General features: G+C 54.5%; 17 protein-coding genes and 1 pseudogene. 6 read left to right on the plus strand and 12 right to left on the minus strand.

What is annotated here, in order from left to right:
• Positions 1–4: 4 nt before the first annotated feature.
• Positions 5–1,048, minus strand: a complete 1,044-nt coding sequence (gene selD / locus AC3EMD_RS15885; RefSeq protein ID WP_060619121.1) for a selenide, water dikinase SelD — start codon at positions 1,046–1,048, stop codon at positions 5–7.
• Positions 1,049–1,273: 225 nt separating this feature from the next.
• Here selD and phoC point away from each other — a divergent pair, with 225 nt between their 5' ends.
• A complete protein-coding gene (phoC, locus tag AC3EMD_RS15890; RefSeq protein WP_008807621.1) occupies positions 1,274–2,020 on the plus strand; it encodes an acid phosphatase PhoC in 747 nt (248 codons plus the stop codon).
• A gap of 736 nt (positions 2,021–2,756) precedes the next feature.
• Here phoC and AC3EMD_RS15895 read toward each other — a convergent pair.
• Entirely contained in the window at positions 2,757–3,308 is a 552-nt protein-coding gene (locus tag AC3EMD_RS15895; protein WP_008807622.1) for an NAD(P)H nitroreductase, read from the minus strand.
• 165 nt (positions 3,309–3,473) lie between these two features.
• Here AC3EMD_RS15895 and sppA point away from each other — a divergent pair, with 165 nt between their 5' ends.
• The 3 genes from sppA (at position 3,474) to pncA (ending at position 7,136) form a co-directional block, all read left to right on the plus strand.
• The gene (gene sppA, locus AC3EMD_RS15900; protein ID WP_046622221.1) at positions 3,474–5,327 is read left to right on the plus strand and encodes a signal peptide peptidase SppA; all 1,854 of its coding nucleotides are present in this window, start codon (positions 3,474–3,476) and stop codon (positions 5,325–5,327) included.
• 138 nt (positions 5,328–5,465) lie between these two features.
• Positions 5,466–6,485 carry an asparaginase gene (gene ansA / locus AC3EMD_RS15905; protein WP_008807624.1) on the plus strand — a complete coding sequence of 340 codons (1,020 nt, stop codon included), beginning with the start codon at positions 5,466–5,468 and terminating at the stop codon, positions 6,483–6,485.
• Positions 6,486–6,494: 9 nt separating this feature from the next.
• Entirely contained in the window at positions 6,495–7,136 is a 642-nt protein-coding gene (gene pncA / locus AC3EMD_RS15910; protein WP_032732820.1) for a bifunctional nicotinamidase/pyrazinamidase, read from the plus strand.
• A 37-nt stretch (positions 7,137–7,173) separates the two neighbouring features.
• Here pncA and AC3EMD_RS15915 read toward each other — a convergent pair.
• From AC3EMD_RS15915 to AC3EMD_RS15950, 8 genes and pseudogenes are all read right to left on the minus strand, one after another.
• A pseudogene (locus tag AC3EMD_RS15915) lies at positions 7,174–8,532 on the minus strand (MFS transporter).
• A gap of 141 nt (positions 8,533–8,673) precedes the next feature.
• A complete protein-coding gene (locus tag AC3EMD_RS15920) occupies positions 8,674–9,432 on the minus strand; it encodes a DeoR/GlpR family DNA-binding transcription regulator (protein ID WP_002901274.1) in 759 nt (252 codons plus the stop codon).
• A 137-nt stretch (positions 9,433–9,569) separates the two neighbouring features.
• On the minus strand, positions 9,570–10,553 hold the full coding sequence (gene ydjG, locus AC3EMD_RS15925) for an NADH-dependent methylglyoxal reductase (RefSeq protein WP_016160741.1): 984 nt from the start codon (positions 10,551–10,553) through the stop codon (positions 9,570–9,572).
• A gap of 9 nt (positions 10,554–10,562) precedes the next feature.
• Complete coding sequence (locus AC3EMD_RS15930; RefSeq protein ID WP_032732818.1) at positions 10,563–11,510, minus strand: sugar kinase; 948 nt, start codon at positions 11,508–11,510, stop codon at positions 10,563–10,565.
• 4 nt (positions 11,511–11,514) lie between these two features.
• Entirely contained in the window at positions 11,515–12,351 is an 837-nt protein-coding gene (locus tag AC3EMD_RS15935; RefSeq protein ID WP_016160739.1) for a ketose-bisphosphate aldolase, read from the minus strand.
• Between the two features lie 24 nt (positions 12,352–12,375).
• On the minus strand, positions 12,376–13,419 hold the full coding sequence (locus AC3EMD_RS15940; RefSeq protein WP_002901263.1) for an NAD(P)-dependent alcohol dehydrogenase: 1,044 nt from the start codon (positions 13,417–13,419) through the stop codon (positions 12,376–12,378).
• A gap of 17 nt (positions 13,420–13,436) precedes the next feature.
• A complete protein-coding gene (locus tag AC3EMD_RS15945; RefSeq protein WP_302073588.1) occupies positions 13,437–14,816 on the minus strand; it encodes an MFS transporter in 1,380 nt (459 codons plus the stop codon).
• A 27-nt stretch (positions 14,817–14,843) separates the two neighbouring features.
• Positions 14,844–15,920, minus strand: coding sequence for a zinc-binding dehydrogenase (locus tag AC3EMD_RS15950; RefSeq protein WP_302073589.1), 1,077 nt, complete (start codon positions 15,918–15,920; stop codon positions 14,844–14,846).
• A gap of 327 nt (positions 15,921–16,247) precedes the next feature.
• Between AC3EMD_RS15950 and chiD the strand changes: the two genes are divergently transcribed.
• Both chiD and yajD read left to right on the plus strand, forming a co-directional pair.
• Positions 16,248–17,501, plus strand: a complete 1,254-nt coding sequence (gene chiD, locus AC3EMD_RS15955) for a chitinase ChiD (RefSeq protein WP_012968474.1) — start codon at positions 16,248–16,250, stop codon at positions 17,499–17,501.
• A gap of 147 nt (positions 17,502–17,648) precedes the next feature.
• Entirely contained in the window at positions 17,649–17,993 is a 345-nt protein-coding gene (yajD, locus tag AC3EMD_RS15960) for an HNH nuclease YajD (RefSeq protein WP_002901254.1), read from the plus strand.
• Positions 17,994–18,089: 96 nt separating this feature from the next.
• On the opposite strand, the gene AC3EMD_RS15965 is transcribed toward yajD, so the two are convergent.
• Positions 18,090–18,368, minus strand: coding sequence for a YeaC family protein (locus tag AC3EMD_RS15965; protein WP_004203787.1), 279 nt, complete (start codon positions 18,366–18,368; stop codon positions 18,090–18,092).
• Between the two features lie 43 nt (positions 18,369–18,411).
• Positions 18,412–18,825 carry a peptide-methionine (R)-S-oxide reductase MsrB gene (gene msrB, locus AC3EMD_RS15970; protein WP_008807627.1) on the minus strand — a complete coding sequence of 138 codons (414 nt, stop codon included), beginning with the start codon at positions 18,823–18,825 and terminating at the stop codon, positions 18,412–18,414.
• Positions 18,826–19,158 lie beyond the last annotated feature (333 nt).

Consider the following 19,158-nt stretch of genomic DNA (forward strand, 5'->3'; position numbering starts at 1 on the left):
CGAATCAACGGATCTCGATCATGGGTCGTCCGCCGCGGGCGGTGACCAGCTCGCCGATGGCGGCCAGCTTAATGCCGAACTCCGCCGCAGCGGCCTGGACTTCGGCTTGCGCTTCCGGAGTCACCGCCAGCAGCAGGCCGCCGGAGGTCTGCGGATCGCACAACAGGTCCCGCCACTCCGCCGGCATCTCGCCCATCAGATGGCCGTAGCTGGCAAAGTTGCGCCCGGTGCCGCCCGGCACCGCGCCGGCGGCAATATAGCCTTCCACCCCCGGCAGTTTTGGGATATCGGCATAGCGCAGCTGCGCCTGCACGCCGGCCCCGCGGCACACCTCGCTAAGATGGCCGAGCAGGCCAAAGCCGGTGACGTCGGTCATCGCCTTCACCCCGTCGATGGCGGCAAACGCGGCGCCGGCGAGGTTCATCTGGCACATGGTTTCAGTCGCCAGTCCCTGATGCTCTGGCTTGAGCAGCGATTTTTTCTCCGCGGTGGTCAGCACACCGATCCCCAGCGGTTTGGTGAGATACAGTTTGCAGCCCGCCTGCGCAGTGCTGTTTTTCTTGATGCGCTCGGTGGGCACCACGCCGGTGACCGCCAGACCGAAGATCGGCTCCGGAGCGTCAATGGAATGGCCGCCCGCCAGCGCGATCCCGGCCTGCTGGCAGGCAAAGCGCCCGCCCTCCACCACTTCACGGGCAATTTCCGGCGCCAGGGTGTTGATCGGCCAGCCAAGGATGGCAATCGCCATAATCGGTTTCCCGCCCATGGCGAAAATATCGCTGATGGCGTTGGTGGCGGCGATGCGGCCAAAGTCGAACGGATTATCGACAATCGGCATAAAGAAATCGGTGGTGCTAACGATTGACGTGCCGTTACCAAGATCATAGACGGCGGCATCGTCGCTGGTTTCGTTGCCGACAAGCAGGTTCGGATCGACAAACTTCGCCTGCTCGCTATGCAGGATGGTTTCCAGCACCTTCGGGGAAATTTTACAACCACAACCGGCTCCGTGGCTGTATTGCGTTAAACGAATGGCTTGCTCGCTCATGGACATCTCCTGTCATTGCAATCCCGCTATGTTAGCGCCCAAACGCCAGGGTGGTAAGTACGACAGTCTGAAATCGCGTATGGTTGCTCATTAAGCAGACAAAAAGCCGTTTTTGCGAGACACGGCAATTTTTTCCCGACCATTTTCACTTTTACTTAAAGATGACAGAAATGTGACAACACAGAACTGTCTTCTCTGGAATGATTATGACGTAAGGAAATTCTAATGAAAAAGCGTGTTCTTGCCCTTTGCCTGGCCAGTTTCTTCTCCGTTAACGCCTTTGCTCTGGTTCCCCCCGGGAACGATGTCACCACCAAGCCCGATCTCTACTATCTGACCAATGCCCAGGCCATCGACAGCCTGGCGCTGTTGCCGCCGCCGCCGGCGGTGGGCAGTATCGCGTTTTTAAACGATCAGGCGATGTATGAGCAGGGGCGTCTGCTGCGCAATACCGAGCGCGGGAAGCTGGCGGCAGAGGATGCTAACCTCAGCGCGGGCGGCGTGGCCAATGCCTTCTCCAGCGCCTTTGGTTCCCCAATCACCGAGAAAGACGCGCCTCAGCTCCACAAACTGCTGACCAATATGATTGAAGACGCCGGCGATCTGGCGACCCGCGGCGCGAAAGAGAAATACATGCGCATTCGCCCGTTTGCGTTCTATGGCGTCTCCACCTGCAACACCACCGAGCAGGACAAGCTGTCGAAAAACGGCTCTTACCCGTCCGGGCATACCTCTATCGGCTGGGCCACCGCCCTGGTGCTGGCGGAGATCAATCCGCAGCGGCAAAATGAAATTTTGAAGCGCGGCTATGAGCTCGGCGAGAGCCGGGTGATCTGCGGCTATCACTGGCAGAGCGATGTCGATGCGGCGCGCATCGTCGGCTCCGCGGTGGTCGCTACGCTGCACACCAACCCGGCCTTCCAGCAGCAGTTGCAGAAAGCCAAAGACGAATTCGCCAAAACGCAGAAGTAACGTCATCGCCGTTGAACTCCCGGATGCGGCGCCTGGCGCGCCTTGTCCGGGCTACAAAAACCGCGATTGACTCGAATGGTAGGGGTTGTAGGCCGGGTCAGGCGCGAGCCGCCACCCGGCATAGATGCGGCTCCGAGCCTGCTGCCATCGCCCGGCGGCGCTGCGCTTGCGCGGCCAGCCGGACGGTTCCCTCTCTCTCCGGGAGAGGGCCAGGGTGAGGGGAAGCACTGCAGTGTGGTTGTTTATGTTATCTGTGGCTTCAGCGTAGTTTACGCTCCCGGTTAATCGTCTGCGTTATGTCACTCATGGCACAGGGAGCGCACAGGGGGCGGCCAGTCGCCGCCGCCCCCTGTACCCCCGGGCTCCGGCCAGCAACATCGCCACTGCGTGGTGCCTTCGACTTATCCCTGCAGGCTTCGGGTCGGGCCGAGGCAGCGTCCCTGCAAAACACGGCCCTCAGCCCGCATCCATGCGGGCTGCCCCGGCCTTCCGGGAACGTCTCAGCGATGTTGAGGCCGTCAGCACCGGCAGTTTCAGCAACAATGGTAAATAAATTAACGACAGGTCGTACGAACGTAGGCCGGGTCAGACGCGAGCCGCCACCCGGCACAAAATCGGCTCCGTGCCCGCTGTCCTTGCCCGGCGGCGCTGCGCTTGCGCGGGCCTACAGACAGTCAGAGCCGGATGCGTTGGCCGGGTAAGGCGCCAGCCGCCACCCGGCATCACAAGCACCGACTCAGAAGCGCGTCACAAACGGCGCGGTATCCGGCAGGGCAATGGTGGTTGAGGCTTTTAGCTGCGGCGTCCCCAGATAGAGGAAGCCGACAATTTTATCCTGCTCGCGGCACGCGAAGCCGGCCCGCACCACCGGGCTCTCGGTCAATGCTCCGCTGCGCCAGATGCCATTGAATCCCTGGGCCAGGGCCGCCATCTGCATCGCCATCACCGCACAGCCAGCGGACATCTCCTGCTCCCAGCGCGGCACCTTCGGGTGGTCTTCACAGCGCGCGACTACGGTAATGATCAGCGGCGCGCGGAACGGCGCATTGCGGGCTTTCTCTATTCCCTTCTCATCCTGGCCGGCCTCTGTGGCCCCTTTTTCCAGCAGCTGGCTGAAGCGCTCGCGGCCGTCATCGGCGATAATAAAAAAGCGCCACGGCTGCAGGGTGCCATGATCCGGGGCGCGCAGCCCGGCGCGCAGAATGTTTTCCAGCTGTTCGCCAGCCGGGGCAGGTTCCGCCAGGCGAGAAGCGCTCCGGCGATTAAGCAGTAGATCGAGAGCATCCATCTGTATAACTCCTGTGATGTCATTTTTCATAAAATTAACATGCACAAGGATTTTGTTACAGCGTGGTCGGTGATTCCTGCTGACAACCGACGGCTCACTCTTTAGGATAGCCAGACGCGGCGGCCCCTGCGGCCTGCCCTTTTTAGATAACGTTAGGGAGAAGACATGCGAACCCTTTGGCGACTGATTGCCAGCTTTTTTAAATGGACGTGGCGGATACTCAACTTTATTCGCAAACTGGCTCTGAATGCGATCTTCCTGGTGCTGGTGCTGGTGTGTATCGGTATCTGGAGCCAGTTCAGCACCACTACCAGCGAACATGCCGCGCGCGGCGCGCTGTTGCTGGATATTACCGGCGTGGTGGTGGATAAACCTTCCGCCAGCAGCAAGCTCGGCGTAATTGGCCGCCAGCTGTTTGGCGCCAGCTCGGACCGTCTGCAGGAGAACTCTCTGTTCGATATCGTGCAGACCATTCGCCAGGCGAAAGATGACCGCAATATCACCGGTATTGTGCTGGATCTGAAAAACTTCGTTGGCGGCGATCAGCCGTCCATGCAGTACATAGGTAAAGCGCTGCGTGAGTTCCGCGACAGCGGCAAACCGGTCTATGCCGTCGGCAGCAGCTACAGCCAGGGCCAGTACTACCTGGCGAGCTTTGCCAACAAAATCTGGCTCTCACCACAGGGCGAGGTTGACCTGCACGGCTTCGCCACCAATGGGCTGTACTACAAATCACTGCTGGATAAGCTGAAGGTCTCCACCCATGTCTTCCGCGTCGGCACCTATAAATCCGCCGTCGAGCCTTTCATTCGCGATGATATGTCCCCTGCCGCCCGCGAGGCGGACAGCCGCTGGATTGGCGAACTGTGGCAGAACTACCTCAACACCATTGCCGCCAACCGCCAGATCACCGCCCAGCAGCTATTCCCGGGCGCCCAGGGCATTATCGATGGCCTGCGTAAAGTGGGCGGCGATACGGCAAAATATGCGCTGGACAATAAGCTGGTGGATGAGCTGGCGACCTCCACGGAAGTGGAAAAGGCGCTGAGCAAACAGTTTGGCTGGAGCAAAACGGATAACAATTACCGGGCGATCAGCTATTACGACTACAACGTGAAGACACCGTCTGACGAAGGTTCCGCCATTGCGGTGATCTTTGCCAACGGCGCCATCATGGATGGCGAGGAGACCCCGGGCAACGTTGGTGGCGATACCACGGCTGCGCAAATTCGCGATGCGCGCCTCGACCCGAAAATTAAGGCCATCGTTCTGCGCGTTAACAGCCCGGGCGGTAGCGTGACCGCCTCAGAAATTATCCGTGAAGAGCTGGCGGCAGCCAAAGCCGCCGGTAAACCGGTAGTGGTCTCGATGGGCGGCATGGCTGCATCTGGCGGCTACTGGATCTCCACCCCAGCGGATTACATCGTCGCGAACCCGAGCACCCTCACCGGCTCCATCGGCATCTTTGGCGTAATCAACACCGTGGAAAATACCCTCGGGTCGATTGGCGTCCATACCGACGGCGTCGCCACGTCGCCGCTGGCGGATGTCTCCAGCACCAAAGCGCTGCCGCCGGAAGTGCAGCAGCTGATGCAGTTGAGCATTGAGAATGGCTATCAGCGCTTTATCACCCTGGTGGCTAACGCCCGTAAGAGCACGCCGGAGAAAATCGACCAGATTGCCCAGGGACACGTCTGGACCGGGGAAGATGCCAAAGCCAACGGCCTGGTCGACAGCCTCGGCGACTTCGACGATGCGGTGGCTAAAGCCGCCGAGCTGGCGAAGCTGAAAACCTGGCACCTCAACTACTATCAGGAAGAGCCGACCTTCTTCTCGATGGTGCTGGATAGCCTGACCGGCTCGGTACGCGCCTCGCTGCCGGCGGCCATTCAGGCCTGGCTGCCTGCACCAGTCGCCGCGGCGGCCGAGACGGTGAAAGCGGAGAGCGACAAGCTGGCGGCGTTTAACGACCCGCAGAACCGCTATGCCTTTTGCCTGACCTGCGCCAACATCCGTTAGTACGCAGCGGCTGCCCCGTCTCCCGGGGCAGCCTTTTTCCCGCACCTGCCAACACCGCCACAAAGCCAGCGACCGACACTGTATTTTTTCCTGCGTCTCTTTATACTGCGCCTGTCTACGACCAACCTAAGCGATGCTATGCAAAAAAAATCGATTTACGTTGCCTACACCGGTGGGACCATCGGTATGCAGCGCTCTGAACACGGCTATGTCCCCGTTTCCGGCCATCTGCAGCGTCAGCTGGCACTGATGCCTGAGTTCCATCGTCCGGAGATGCCGGACTTCACGATCCATGAATACCATCCGCTGATGGATTCATCCGATATGACCCCTGAGGACTGGCAGCACATCGCCGACGATATCCGCAGCCATTACGATGAGTATGATGGCTTTGTGATCCTCCATGGTACCGACACCATGGCGTTTACCGCTTCGGCGCTGTCGTTCATGCTGGAAAACCTTGGCAAGCCGGTCATTGTGACAGGGTCACAAATCCCGCTGGCCGAGCTGCGTTCTGATGGTCAGATTAACCTGCTCAACGCTCTCTACGTTGCCGCCAACTATCCGATTAACGAAGTAGCGCTGTTCTTCAACAATCGACTGTTTCGCGGCAACCGCACCACTAAAGCCCACGCCGACGGCTTCGACGCTTTCGCCTCGCCAAACCTCGCGCCGCTGCTGGAAGCCGGGATCCATATCCGCCGCCTCGGTACCCCGCCGGCGCCGCAGGGCCGCGGAGAGCTTATCGTGCACCCCATCACCCCGCAGCCGATTGGCGTGGTGACGATTTACCCAGGTATCTCCGCCGACGTGGTACGCAATTTCCTGCGCCAGCCGGTGAAAGCGCTGATCCTCCGCTCCTATGGCGTCGGCAATGCCCCACAGAATGGCGAGTTTATTCAGGTGCTGGCGGAAGCCAGCCAGCGCGGTATTGTGGTGGTCAATCTGACGCAGTGCATGTCCGGGAAAGTGAACATGGGCGGCTATGCCACCGGCAACGCCCTCGCCCAGGCGGGGGTCATCAGTGGTTTCGATATGACGGTGGAAGCGACGCTGACCAAGCTACACTATCTGCTTAGCCAGCAGCTGGATGTTGACGCCATTCGCGCGGCGATGCAGCAAAATCTGCGTGGCGAACTCACCCCCGACGAGGCTTAAGGAGGACGTATGGCACATCGAGCGCTGTTACTGGTTGATTTGCAGAACGACTTTTGCGCCGGCGGCGCGCTGGCGGTTCCTGAAGGCGACAGTACCGTCGAGGTGGCTAATGCGCTTATCGACTGGAGCCTGGCGCGCGGCGAGCCCATCGTCGCCAGCCAGGACTGGCACCCGGCGGATCACGGCAGCTTCGCCAGCCAGCACCAGGTGGAACCCTACACCCAGGGCGAACTCGACGGCCTGGCGCAGACCTTCTGGCCGGATCACTGCGTACAGCACAGCGAAGGCGCGGCGCTGCATCCGCTGCTCAAACAGCAGGCGATCAACGCCGTGTTCCATAAGGGGCAAAACCGGGTCATTGACAGCTACAGCGCTTTTTTTGACAACGGTCACCGGCAGAAAACTGAACTGGACGGCTGGCTGCGCGGCCAGGGCATCGTGGAACTGACCGTGCTCGGCCTCGCCACCGATTACTGCGTCAAATTCACCGTGCTGGATGCCCTGGCGCTGGGCTATATGGTCAATGTCATCATCGACGGCTGTCGCGGCGTTAACCTGCAGCCGCAGGACAGCAGCCAGGCGTTTATGGAGATGGCCGCCGCGGGCGCCACGCTGTATACCCTCGATGACTGGCGGGAAACCCACGCGTAATCTGTGCCGACAGGCATTCTTCCTGTCGGCGCTTTTCTCAGGCCAGCGTTGAAATCTCCTCCAGCGAGATCTTGCGCGTTTCGATGCCAAAGCAGAACAGGATTAGCGCGCAGAGCACCAGCATTACCCCAAGCACCATAAAAACCGTAATCGCCCCGGAGCGGGTCAACAGGACCGCGACACCGTAGGGGGTAAAGACGGCGACAATCCGCCCTACCGCGTTGACAAAGCCTGAACCGCGCAACCGGAGATGCGTTGGCCACAACTCAGGCACGTACACCGCCGAGGCAAAGCAGACGTACATGTACAGGAAAAAAATCATCACCAGGCCATAGCTTAAGATGGCCCACTCTGCGGTTTGAATCGAATAGAAGTAGCCGAGAAGCGCAATAATAATCAGCAAGGATGAGCCAAACAATCGCCGCGGAAAACGGTCGATAATCAGCGCGGCAATAAATATACCCACCGGCGCGCCAATCATAATAATCGCGGTCATCAAGATTGACTTTGTCACGTCGATCCCCGAATTAACAAAAATTGTCGGGATCCACACCGTAATAGTATAGAGCGAAATGTTCATCGCGATGAGCACCGTAATTGCCACCAGCGTTCGCCGCAGCATGTGACCTTTAAACAACAACCAGAAAGAGCCGCTTTCCACACCCACCTCCGCCCTATGTTCCGCGCTTTGCCAGGCCGGTAAGATGATGTTTTTCTCTTTCTCGATTTGCGACTCTACCTGCTGGAGATGCTTTTCAGCCGCGCTTCGCTGCCCTTTACCCGCCAGCCAGCGCGGAGACTCAATAAAATATCTTCCCGACAGATACTAGGCAAGCAGCATAGCCGCGCCGCCGAGCAGAAACATTATCCGCCAGCTTAAAAAAGCAATCACCACTATGCCAATTGCCGCCGATAGCATGGGCGACCAGTTACCGACAAAAGAGAGCCGGGCGGACCATTTTCCGCGCACTGCGGGTGGAATAAACTCGGTAAATGAAGCATAACCTATCATTATTAACGCCCCCATTCCACAGCCCATCAGACAGCGGCAAAAGATAAGCCAGTACATGTTGGGCACAAAGGCTGCCGCACAGGCCGAAATCCCGACGATCAGCAAATTCAGGCGAAATGCCTTACGTCGCCCGAGATAATCGCCTATAAAACCGCCGGTTAGCGAACCTATAAAATAGCCAAACATCAGCGCTGAGGTAAATGCCGCATTGAGGTAATTATTTGACCAGCCGTTGCTGACTAACTTTGCCAGCACCACGTTGCCAGAATAGCTGAGAAAACCGGTGATTAATAAACTAAAACTGATGATACCAAAAATACGAAAATGAAATCGCGATAAAGGTAAGCGGTCTAATCTTGCGCCGATAGGGTCACATTGTTCCATCTGGATGCCTCAATTTCAGCTAAAATATAAAATATGGCGACAGCGGCAGAGTCACTTTTGCCGCGCCATCCATCATCATTAAATTTTTATGGCATTACCCAGGCGCAAACTAAAATAATATTAATCGGAATAGCAATAAAGCTAATAAACGAGTTGAATATTATTCTCTTTACAAAATGCAATCCATTCCGCACCTGGTGCCTTATTGGTTATAAGGTAATTAATATGGCTAAAATCTACCAACTGGACAAAAGCTTTACGATCGAACTTAGAGTGATCGACCAACAGCGCCACTTCCGTCGCCTGGCGAATCATCGTTTTCTTGATTTCCGCTTCTGCTTCGTTGGAGTCAAGCGCTCCGTTCTTCATATCCAGCCCTTTACAGCTCATTACCATAATATCAACGTGATAACGACTGATAATTTCCTTAGTGATTCTTCCCTGCAGCGACAGCGTATTTTTATTCAGTTCACCGCCGGTAGAAACAACGTTAATTTCCGACTGCGCCAGCTCGTGAAAAGCTTCCGCCGAGTTGGTTAACAACGTGAGATCGTTTCTTTCCTTCAGCAGTTTTAATAACTCCATCGCCGTACTGCTGGAATCAGCAGCCATAGTGGTTTTATTCTTAATAAATGGTAATGCATTACGGGCAATGGTCTGTTTCTCTTCAAAGAAAGACTTTGCGCGTTTATAAAAATGAATGTTATCGGATAATGCGGTGGTGTTTAATACCGCACCGCCATACGTACGGGTCAGAAAACCCTCATCTTCGAGCTTTTCAAGATCGCGGCGAATAGTTTCCTCCGTGACCTGAAAAATTGAGCTTAAATGAGAAACCACCACTTTCTTATCATTAGCCACCATTTGCTTGATGGCCTGAATCCTGTCTTTTGCCGCCACGATAACACCTCTGTTTCCTGCAACGTAATAATAAGACCGTAGTATCTCACAGGCTATGTTTATTTTCAAAAGAACCTGTCTGAATCACAGATTTTAATACTCTATTACACAGAAACAGAGGCCAGGCCGTTCTCCCGTTACTTCGTATCCAGCGCTACTGCCATTTCACGCATTAATAGTGAATCCTCATCAGTCAAGGCGATAGTTAATGCATCAGTATTCTCGCGAACTTGCTCTGGTGACGTTGCGCCACTCAGCAAGGTGATTAAGTCGCTCTGTTTTAAAATCCACGCCAGCGCCAGCGCGGGGATCGTGCAGTGGTATTTTGCACACAGCGGCCGCCACTCCTCGAGCATATCCATTACCCGCAGCATATTTTCCCGCTGGAACCAGACTTTGTTAGCCCGCGCGCCGCCGGGAACATAATCCCGGCCGATAGTCCCGGTCAACAGCCCCTGCTCAAGCGGTGAATAGACCTGCACAATGATGCCATTCTGCTGGCATAACGGCAGCAGTTCACCTTCCAGCGCCCGGTCAAGGATGCTGTACTTGGCCTGGATGATATCCAGCTCACCGTGTTTGAGATACTCCCTGATATGCCCGGCATCGACGTTCGCCGCACCGATAGAACGAATTTTCCCCTCTTTTTTCAGTGCGTTCAGCGTATCTACAGTTTCCGCAATCGGCGTAAAACAGGGCTCTACGGACTGCCAGTGGGTCATATAGATATCAATGGTGTCGATACCCAGCCTTTGCAGGCTGGCTTCCACCTCTTCGCGAATCGACTCAGGCGTGAGATTTTTGTACAGCTGACGATCGCCAACTTTGTTAAACAGGCTGCCCGTCCGCTCCCAGACGATGCCACATTTGGTTTCGACAACGATATCGTTACGCGGCAGCTTTTTCAGCGCCTGCCCGACAATCACTTCACTGTTGCCAAAATTGTATCCCGGCGCGGTATCAATCAGATTAATGCCGCAGCGATGCGCCTCGACAATGGTATCGATGCAAACCTGCAAATCGAGATCGCCGTTCCATGCCGGACCGCCGCCAATAGCCCATGTCCCTAATCCCATGCGGGAAAGTTTAATATCCGTACTGCCTAAAGGAATCATTTTCATCTGCCGCTATTACCCTTCGTATTCGTCGAGAAGTTGTTCAACCAGCTTTCTGTTTTTCACGCCCGTTGTGGCACCCACGCTCAGTACCGATATTGCGGCCGTTGCGTTAGCAAACAACGCGCACTCGCGCAGCGGCTTGCCTTCAAGCAGCGCGGAGATAAATCCCGAGGCAAAATTATCCCCCGCGCCGATAGTGTCGATGGCGGTAATTCCCGACACCGCAGGGACCTCCATTTTCATATCGGCACGCTTGATAAAGCAGCCTCTCTTGCCGGACTTGATCACTACCGTTTTCACGCCGCAGTCGAGGAAGCTGTCGGCAATTTCATCCAGCGTCTCTTTCCCGGTGAGAAGTCTCGCCTCTTCAAAGTTGGGAAACAGATAATCCACGTAGCTCAGCGCATGGCGAATATCTTCCAGCGTTTCGTTAAGGCGGGGCTTAATCATATCGGCGCAAATAATTAACCGATGCGCTTTCGCCTGCGTAAAAATCTCCGTTAATGCTTTACCATCGAGCAGCGGGCTATTAAAAATACTCGCCAGCGACAGCACCTTTGCCTGCGAGAAGCGGTCTAAATCAACATCGTTAATATTTAGTTTCCACAGGCTGCCGTTGCGATTGGTGACAAAAGTACGTTCACCATCGGCGGTGACTAAACCCACATTAATGGAAGTATCAATATCGGCATCCTGCTTCAGGCTCTGAATATCAATATTCTCCCGCCGACAGTGATCGACAATAAAATGTCCTGGCGCGTCATCGCCCACGCGGCTAATTAACGCCGTGCGATGACCGAGACGAGAAATAATTGTCGCTTCATTAATCGCATCCCCTCCCGTGGTCATGGCAATGCGTTCTAATGGGTAAGAGTCAACATCAAAGATATTTTTACTCACCGGTTGAAGGGGAATATCAACAATAGCTGCCCCGATACAAATAACCTCGATATTCTCCATATTGTCATTCCGCTTTACCGTCAGAGCCAAACAGTTTGATTTTCTCCAGAGCGCGCACTTTAACCGCTTTGCGGACCTCGCGCTCAACGTGCAGGAAAGGCTGATTCTGATTCTCCTGCACCGCCGCCATTGCCGCCTGACACAGTTCGGTATGGATATTGATTTTCGAAATGCCTAATGAAATAGCTTTTTTGATATCCGCATCGCTAATACCGGACGCGCCGTGCAGCACCAGCGGAACGGATACCGCCTCGCGTACGCGTTTAACCACCTCAAAATTCAGTTTGGGTTCTGAGGTATAAACCCCATGCTGGTTACCAATTGCCACCGCCAAAGAGTCGCAGCCGGTACGTTCGACGAACTCCGCCGCCTGGCTCGGGTCAGTATAGTGGTAGCCCGCCAACGCTTCTTCATAAACCGTTTCATTCCCCACGTGGCCTAACTCCGCTTCAACCGGAATGCCCAGAGGGTGGAAGAAGTCCACCGCCTCTTTAGTCAGGCGAATATTTTCTTCGAAATCAAAGGCGGAGGCATCGCGCATCAGCGAATTCATACCATGGACCCAGGCGTTGTGGATAATCTCCATGCTACGCCCGTGATCCCAATGGGTAATAACCGGCACCGAGGCTTTTTTAGCCATCGATACCATCATATGCGAAAAATCTTCAAACGAGGTATTACCCACAAAACCGGTACCGAAAGAGATAATTACCGGCGATTTAGACTCTTCTGCCGCATCAATGACCCCCATTAACATTTCCGCATTCCAAACATTAAAGTGGGCAATCGCGTAATGTTTATTCTGGGCATCGTTTTCCCAATATTTAATATCGGCCAGCATGGTTGCTTCTCCCTTTTCAATAAATTAATGGTTAACTTTAATAACGCCTTTGATAATTTCGCGTTTGTTGTTAACAGACTCGTCAAACGCGCGCTGAACATCTTCATAATCATAAATATGCGTCACCATCGACTTGACATCGAAACGCCCGGAGGAAATGGCTTCAATGGTGACCGGATAGCGGTTGGCATAGCGGAAAACGGTCTGAATTGAGACTTCACGGTTAATTTTGAGAAAATTAATCGCTGAATCTCCAGGAACCGTACCAACGATCATGATTTTCCCGCCGCGCATCACCAGATACGGAGCCTGCTTCACGGTGATCGCCGAGCCGGCCGTTTCAAAAACAATGTCTGCCCCGATATCGCCGGAGAACTGCTGGCAGCGGGCGACGGTGTCCTCTTTCGCACCGTTGATGACGGTCGTCGCCCCAAGCTTCCCGGCCATGGCCAGACGCTTTTCCAGAACATCGACAACGGCGATGTCGGTTGCCCCTAAACACTTACAGGCTTGCAGGGTCATTAAGCCAATACAGCCGGCCCCCAGGATGACGATTTTCTTGCCAGGCTTCACGTCAGCCAGCATTGCGGCATGCATCCCTACCGCCGCAGGCTCTACCAGCGCGCCTTCCATGGTGCCCATGTTATCGGGTAGCTTGTAAGTGAAGCTTTCCGGATGGCATAGATAGTGGGTTAGCGCGCCGCGATAGTTAGGCTGCGTGGCCATAAAGTCGACATCAGGGCAGATGTTGTATTTCCCCTCCAGACAGTAGCGGCAGTGGCCGCACGGTACGCCGGGTTCAATGTTCACCCGGTCGCCCGGTTTAAATTTACTGACGCGACTTCCCACCGCCACCACCGTACCGGCACATTCATGCCCGAGACCAATTTCCTGGTTTGGGTCTTTCGGCGGAATAAAAGGGCCCGATTCAAACCCGTGAACATCTGAACCGCAAATACCAACGTATTCAACTTTGATCAGCACTTCATGCTCTTTGGGTACCGGGATATCGGCGGCAATAATTTTCATCGTACCCGGGGTTTTTAATATCGCTTTTGAATTTTTCATTTTATTTCCCGTCAATATTATTTGCTGGTAACTGCATCAATACCGAGACTTTCGACAGAGACGCCTTTGGTTTCAATTCCGATGGTCGCAATGGCAATGGCGACAATAATGGAGACGGTTCCCAGCAGAACAAATACCCCCGTCACGCCATAACCGTTAAGCAATACCGCGACCGCATAAGGAGCGGCGATACCGCTGATACGCCCAACCGCATTCGCCAGACCGGAACCGCGAAGCTTCGCTTCTGTCGGCCATATTTCCGGAGCATAGACTGCCGAGGCGTAGCAAACGTACATATACACAAACGTAATCAGAAAGAAGCCAATTAACGTAATTAATAGCATGCTGGTTTGCAGAGAATAGATATATCCCAGCCCGGCAATTAATACCAACAGCCCCACCCCCATAGTTTTTCTGGGTATTTTATCCATGACCAGCATGGCGATAAAAATCCCAAACGGCGCGCCAAACATACTCATCGTGTTTAAGACAATCGAGTCTTTAAGATTAATGCCCTGGGTCATAAATATCGTCGGCAGCCAGTTAATTAAGGTGTACTGGACAACGTTCATGGCGATCAGGACAAAGGAACCTAAAATAACGCGTTTCAGCAACACACCTGTTAATAAGGCCGAATAAGGAACTGCGCGCGGGGCTTTGCCGTCATCTTCAATTACCACAGGCGGTAGCGGCTTGCCGGTCTGCAGAACAACCCCTTCTTCAATGGCACGCATCACCTTTTCAGCTTCGGCGTAGCGCCCGCGGGACTCAAGCCAACGAGGCGACTCCGGGAAACGACGCCAGGCAATAATAGTCGCCATTAGCGACAGTACGGCCGGGATCAATAACTGTACTCGCCAGTTCCATTCTGCGCTAATTAACGGCGTCAATCCCATGGCGATGAGCGAACAGAGCGGATAAGACCAGTTGCCGATAAACGAGACCCGGCTTGACCAGGTGCCGCGATTCCTGCCAGGCATATATTCGGTGAACCCGGCAAACAGGGTCACCAGCAGCGCCCCTAATCCAACCCCCATGACAAAACGGCAGGCGATCAGGAAGGTCATATTCGGTGAAAACGCCCCAACGACCATGGCAATAATATGAATCGCTTCATACAGAATAAATGCGTTTTTACGCCCGATTTTATCGCCAATGATCCCACCACCGAGCGCGCCGAGAAACATTCCCGCAGTCGTAATGGCGGAAAACGTAGCGGTAGTGGAATTATCGGTCCAGCCAAGTTCTTTTAACTGCGCGAGAATTAATCCGCCTACGGCATTACTCCAGCAGACCAGTAATCCGAAGGCGACTATGGCAAATATTGACGAATGCCAGCGACAATCTGGCAGTCGATCCAGCCTCGCGCCACAATGCGGTTTTGCTATATGTTCCATCCGGGAACCTTCCTTTAATAAATGGGCTTATTCATCAAAGTCGTAGGTCATGATGACCTTAATCGCGGTTTTATCGACCATAGCGTCAAACCCTTCGCGCCATTGCGACAGGCCGATACGGTGAGTGATCATCGGTTTGACTTTGATCGCACCGCTGGCCAGCAAGCGGATAGCATTACGCCAGGAGGTGGAGTCGTAGGCCATATGACCAATGATGCTTTTGTTCCACGCGGTAATGTCGTTGATGGAGAAATCGAGAGGTTTGAAACCCATGCCCACGCGAACCACTTCCCCGTTGGGGCGCAGCATTTCGATAGATTGTTTGAGGGCAATATTAGCGCCGGAGCATTCGATAACCAGGCCCAGGTTGTCTTTACCGCAGATTTCCTGGCAACGCGTGACCACATCTTCGGTCGAACCGTTGACGACCGCGGTCGCCCCCAGCTCTTTGGCAATAGGGAAGCGTACCGCGACATCCTCTTCCAGTCCGACCATGACGATGTTCACTGCCCCCATGATGCGCGCCATTTGCACGGAAAAGAGCCCTAATGGACCGGTACCGAAAACCACGACGTCCTGGCCAGGTAGAAATTTGGATTGTTGAGCAATAGATTTGTAAGCGTTACAGATAGGATCCAGCACCGCGGCTTCTTCATAATCAACGCCCTGCGGGATCTCCCACAGTGCATGGCGGTGAATTTTGAGAATCTCACCTGGCACCAGGCAATATTTCGAAAATCCGCCCCCCCAGGTGTTGTTATCAAGTCCTAAATTAACTTTTTCTGTACAACACAGAAAATCACCTTGTTCGCAGGCCGGACATACACCGCACACGTGCCCACTGTTGTCAGAAACCACCCGCTGACCGACTTTCCAGTCCTTGACTTTGTCGCCGATGCGGACAATTTGTCCGGCAAATTCATGGCCGCGGATGGAGTTAAATTGATCCGATCCGCTATCAACATTGTAATGCTTCATGTCAGCGCCGCAGATAGCCGCCGCTTTGATTTGAATCACGATGTCATCCGGGCCGCAAATCGGCTCCGGTACATCAATCATCTTATAGCCGCCAAAGGCCTTACCAAATCTTGCCAGTGCTTTCATTGCGTCTTCCTTTGTTGATTTGTGGTTTTGCTTCAATGGTCATCATACTTAACCACACAATCTTCAAGGTCAACATTAAATCTTTAAAACGCAGATAATAGATCTGTATTTCACAACTCAGATCACAAATACAGCAAATTTCATTATGAGAAAATGAAGGAATGACAATGACTGACCACTAAAGGATGCCTTCTGCCGCCTCGCTATCGTCCATAAATTGAACTCTCTCGCAGTTTCAACAGGTTATTGCTGGTAGTGTGGCAAGGCTGTTTTTTCGCCACGCCATTTCCGTGGCGTGGTTATTTTTTATGTCAAAGAGGAACCACTATGAAACGTTTGCCCTTGCTGGCAGCCTTGCCCTTGCTTTGCGCTTCCGCGCTCTCTGCCCAACCTCTGATGTCCGTCGGCTATTTTAACGGCGGCGGCGACGTCACTGCCGGGCCCGGCGGCGATATCGATAAGCTGGACGTCCGGCAGATCACCCATCTCAACTACTCGTTTGGTCTTATCTATAACGATGAAAAAGACGAGACTAATGCGGCCCTGAAGGATCCCGCTCATCTGCACGAGATCTGGCTGTCGCCGAAGGTGCAGGCGGATCTGCAAAAGCTCCCGGCCCTGCGTAAACAGAACCCGGACCTCAAGGTCCTGCTGTCGGTCGGCGGCTGGGGGGCGCGCGGTTTCTCCGGCGCGGCGGCAAGCAAAGAAACCCGTAAGGTGTTTATTCAGTCTGCGCAGGAAATTGTTGAAAAATATGGTCTGGATGGGATTGACCTCGACTGGGAGTTTCCGGTCAACGGCGCCTGGGGGCTGGTTGCCAGTCAACCGGCCGATCGCGATAACTTTACCGCGCTGTTAAAAGAGCTGCGCGCAGCGTTTGGTACCAGGAAACTGGTCACTATTGCCGTGGGGGCTAACGCAGAAAGTCCGAAAAGTTGGGTGGACGTTAAAGCGATTGCGCCATCGCTCGACTACATCAACCTGATGACCTACGACATGGCCTACGGCACGCAGTACTTCAACTCGAACCTGTATGACTCCAGCCACTGGCCAACGGTCGCCGCGGCGGATAAATACAGCGCCGATTTTGTGGTCAACAATTACCTGGCCGCCGGGCTTAAACCCAGCCAGATGAACCTCGGGATTGGTTTTTATGGCCGGGTACCGAAACGGGCCGTCGAACCGGGGATTGACTGGACGAAAGCGGATGCGCAAAACAATCCGGTCACCCAGCCCTATTTTGGGCCACAGGAGGTCGCGCTGTTTGCCTCACTGGGTTATGACCTGAGCAAAGACACCTACGTAAAATACAACGATATCGTGGGCAAACTGCTCAACGATCCGCAAAAACGTTTTACCGAGCACTGGGACGATGAAGCGAAGGTTCCGTGGCTGTCAGTGCAGTCCGCGGAGGGCAAGCCGCTGTTCGCCCTGTCGTATGAGAACCCGCGCTCGGTGGCCATTAAGGCGGACTATATCAAGGCGAAGGGCCTCGCTGGGGCCATGTTCTGGGAATATGGCGCCGATGACCAGAATCAGCTGGCCCGTCAGCTGGCGGAATCGCTGGGGATCAAACACTAGTCGCGACCCTCCCCCTCGGGCTGCGTGACGCAGACAACATCGCCTGCAATGCAGGTATATCGCGCAGCCCGGGATAGGTTATGATGCCTGTTATCCGCTGCGCCACGCGCTGGCGCAGCTTAACCGTTTGACAGGAGGCAGGGGGCCATGGCCTATATCCCCAAAAATTACGCGCGTCTGGAAGTGGGTTACCGCGAAAAGGCGCTCAAGCTTTTTCCCTGGGTGTGCGGACGCTGCTCACGGGAGTTTGTCTACTCCAATCTGCGCGAGCTGACGGTGCACCACATCGATCACGACCACTCCAATAACCCGGAAGATGGGAGTAACTGGGAGATGTTGTGCCTGTATTGTCACGATCACGAACATTCCAAGTACACCGAAGCCGATCAGTATGGCTCCACGGTGGTGGCGGGCGAAGATGCGCAAAAGAGCGTCGGTGAGGCCACCTACAACCCGTTTGCCGATCTGAAAGCGATGATGAACAAAAAGTAAGCATGCCGTTCTGGCCGCTACGCGCGGTCGTTCACGCTGACGCTGTCCGGCGCGGGGTGACCCCGACGCCGGAACCACGCGCCGCCGGCTGGCGCTTTATTGCAGCTTAACGGTGGCGATCGGCTTTGGCACGATGCCGAAATCTTCCTTCAGCTGCTGTTTACTCTTCATCACCATCTGCCCGCGGGTGTCGATAGTCATGTGCTGGGCGTCGGTGTTATACCGGGCCTGCCACAGCATCACCAGCTGCAGGCTATTTTCCTTTTGCTCCGGCGTCAGCGCCACGCCATCCGGCCATTTTCCCAGCTCCACCGCCGTCGCCAGACGCTGGTAAACTTCCGGCGTCATACTGTCGATAATTTGCTCAATATCCATCTTCCGCTCCACTCCGCTTGGAATAATTTGCTGAATCGTTTCTTCAACCCTTAATCTGCTCGCCATTCTGCTCATCAGTGAAGCTCAGCGACGCCGAATTCACACAATAGCGCTCGCCGGTCGGCTGTGGGCCATCCGGAAACACGTGGCCGAGATGGGCGTCACAATTTCCACAACGGATTTCAATGCGCTGCATGCCGTGCGAATTGTCGGTCAGATAGCGAATGGCCTCATCGCTCACCGGCTCATAGAAGCTCGGCCAGCCGCAACCGGAGTCGTATTTGGTTTGGGAGTTAAACAGCGGCGCATCGCACACCAGGCAGTGATACACGCCATTTTTCTTGTTGTGCAGCAGCCGTCCGGTGAAAGGCGGTTCGGTGCCGTGATGCTGCGTCACGTAAAACTGCATTTCGCTTAAGCCGTTTTTCAGCTCTTCCGGGGAGGGTTTATTCGCCATGGGCTTACATCTCGCTTTGCAATGGACAACTTTCGCTCCAATTCTAACAAAACATTAACAATGAAGCGTGCACTTTTGTTCTAAACTTATGCGGTGCCAACAGGCAGCCAGATAATTGTGACTTAAATCACGTTTTTATCTTAAATGCCCTTTAAAATTCCGCGCGCAGCCCCCATATGGAATTGGGCTCAAAGGGAGAGTGAGGCAAATCAATCGCGCAAGGTATGCTCAGGATTGATTTGTCGCAATGATTGACACGATTCCGCTTGACGCTGCGTAAGGTTTTTGTAATTTTACAGGCAACCTTTTATTCACTAACAAATAGCTGGTGGA

It is taken from the genome of Klebsiella sp. PK18 (assembly GCF_057784655.1).

Excerpts from the sequence above, each read along its gene's own strand:
- ansA (WP_008807624.1), top strand. The coding sequence starts at position 5,466 with ATGCAAAAAAAATCGATTTACGTTGCCTACACCGGTGGGACCATCGGT.
- pncA (WP_032732820.1), top strand. The coding sequence starts at position 6,495 with ATGGCACATCGAGCGCTGTTACTGGTTGATTTGCAGAACGACTTTTGC.
- msrB (WP_008807627.1), bottom strand. The coding sequence starts at position 18,825 with ATGGCGAATAAACCCTCCCCGGAAGAGCTGAAAAACGGCTTAAGCGAA.
- AC3EMD_RS15950 (WP_302073589.1), bottom strand. The coding sequence starts at position 15,920 with ATGAAAGCACTGGCAAGATTTGGTAAGGCCTTTGGCGGCTATAAGATG.
- AC3EMD_RS15965 (WP_004203787.1), bottom strand. The coding sequence starts at position 18,368 with ATGGATATTGAGCAAATTATCGACAGTATGACGCCGGAAGTTTACCAG.
- AC3EMD_RS15945 (WP_302073588.1), bottom strand. The coding sequence starts at position 14,816 with ATGGAACATATAGCAAAACCGCATTGTGGCGCGAGGCTGGATCGACTG.
- AC3EMD_RS15940 (WP_002901263.1), bottom strand. The coding sequence starts at position 13,419 with ATGAAAAATTCAAAAGCGATATTAAAAACCCCGGGTACGATGAAAATT.
- AC3EMD_RS15935 (WP_016160739.1), bottom strand. The coding sequence starts at position 12,351 with ATGCTGGCCGATATTAAATATTGGGAAAACGATGCCCAGAATAAACAT.
- sppA (WP_046622221.1), top strand. The coding sequence starts at position 3,474 with ATGCGAACCCTTTGGCGACTGATTGCCAGCTTTTTTAAATGGACGTGG.
- phoC (WP_008807621.1), top strand. The coding sequence starts at position 1,274 with ATGAAAAAGCGTGTTCTTGCCCTTTGCCTGGCCAGTTTCTTCTCCGTT.
- ydjG (WP_016160741.1), bottom strand. The coding sequence starts at position 10,553 with ATGAAAATGATTCCTTTAGGCAGTACGGATATTAAACTTTCCCGCATG.
- AC3EMD_RS15895 (WP_008807622.1), bottom strand. The coding sequence starts at position 3,308 with ATGGATGCTCTCGATCTACTGCTTAATCGCCGGAGCGCTTCTCGCCTG.
- AC3EMD_RS15930 (WP_032732818.1), bottom strand. The coding sequence starts at position 11,510 with ATGGAGAATATCGAGGTTATTTGTATCGGGGCAGCTATTGTTGATATT.
- chiD (WP_012968474.1), top strand. The coding sequence starts at position 16,248 with ATGAAACGTTTGCCCTTGCTGGCAGCCTTGCCCTTGCTTTGCGCTTCC.
- selD (WP_060619121.1), bottom strand. The coding sequence starts at position 1,048 with ATGAGCGAGCAAGCCATTCGTTTAACGCAATACAGCCACGGAGCCGGT.
- yajD (WP_002901254.1), top strand. The coding sequence starts at position 17,649 with ATGGCCTATATCCCCAAAAATTACGCGCGTCTGGAAGTGGGTTACCGC.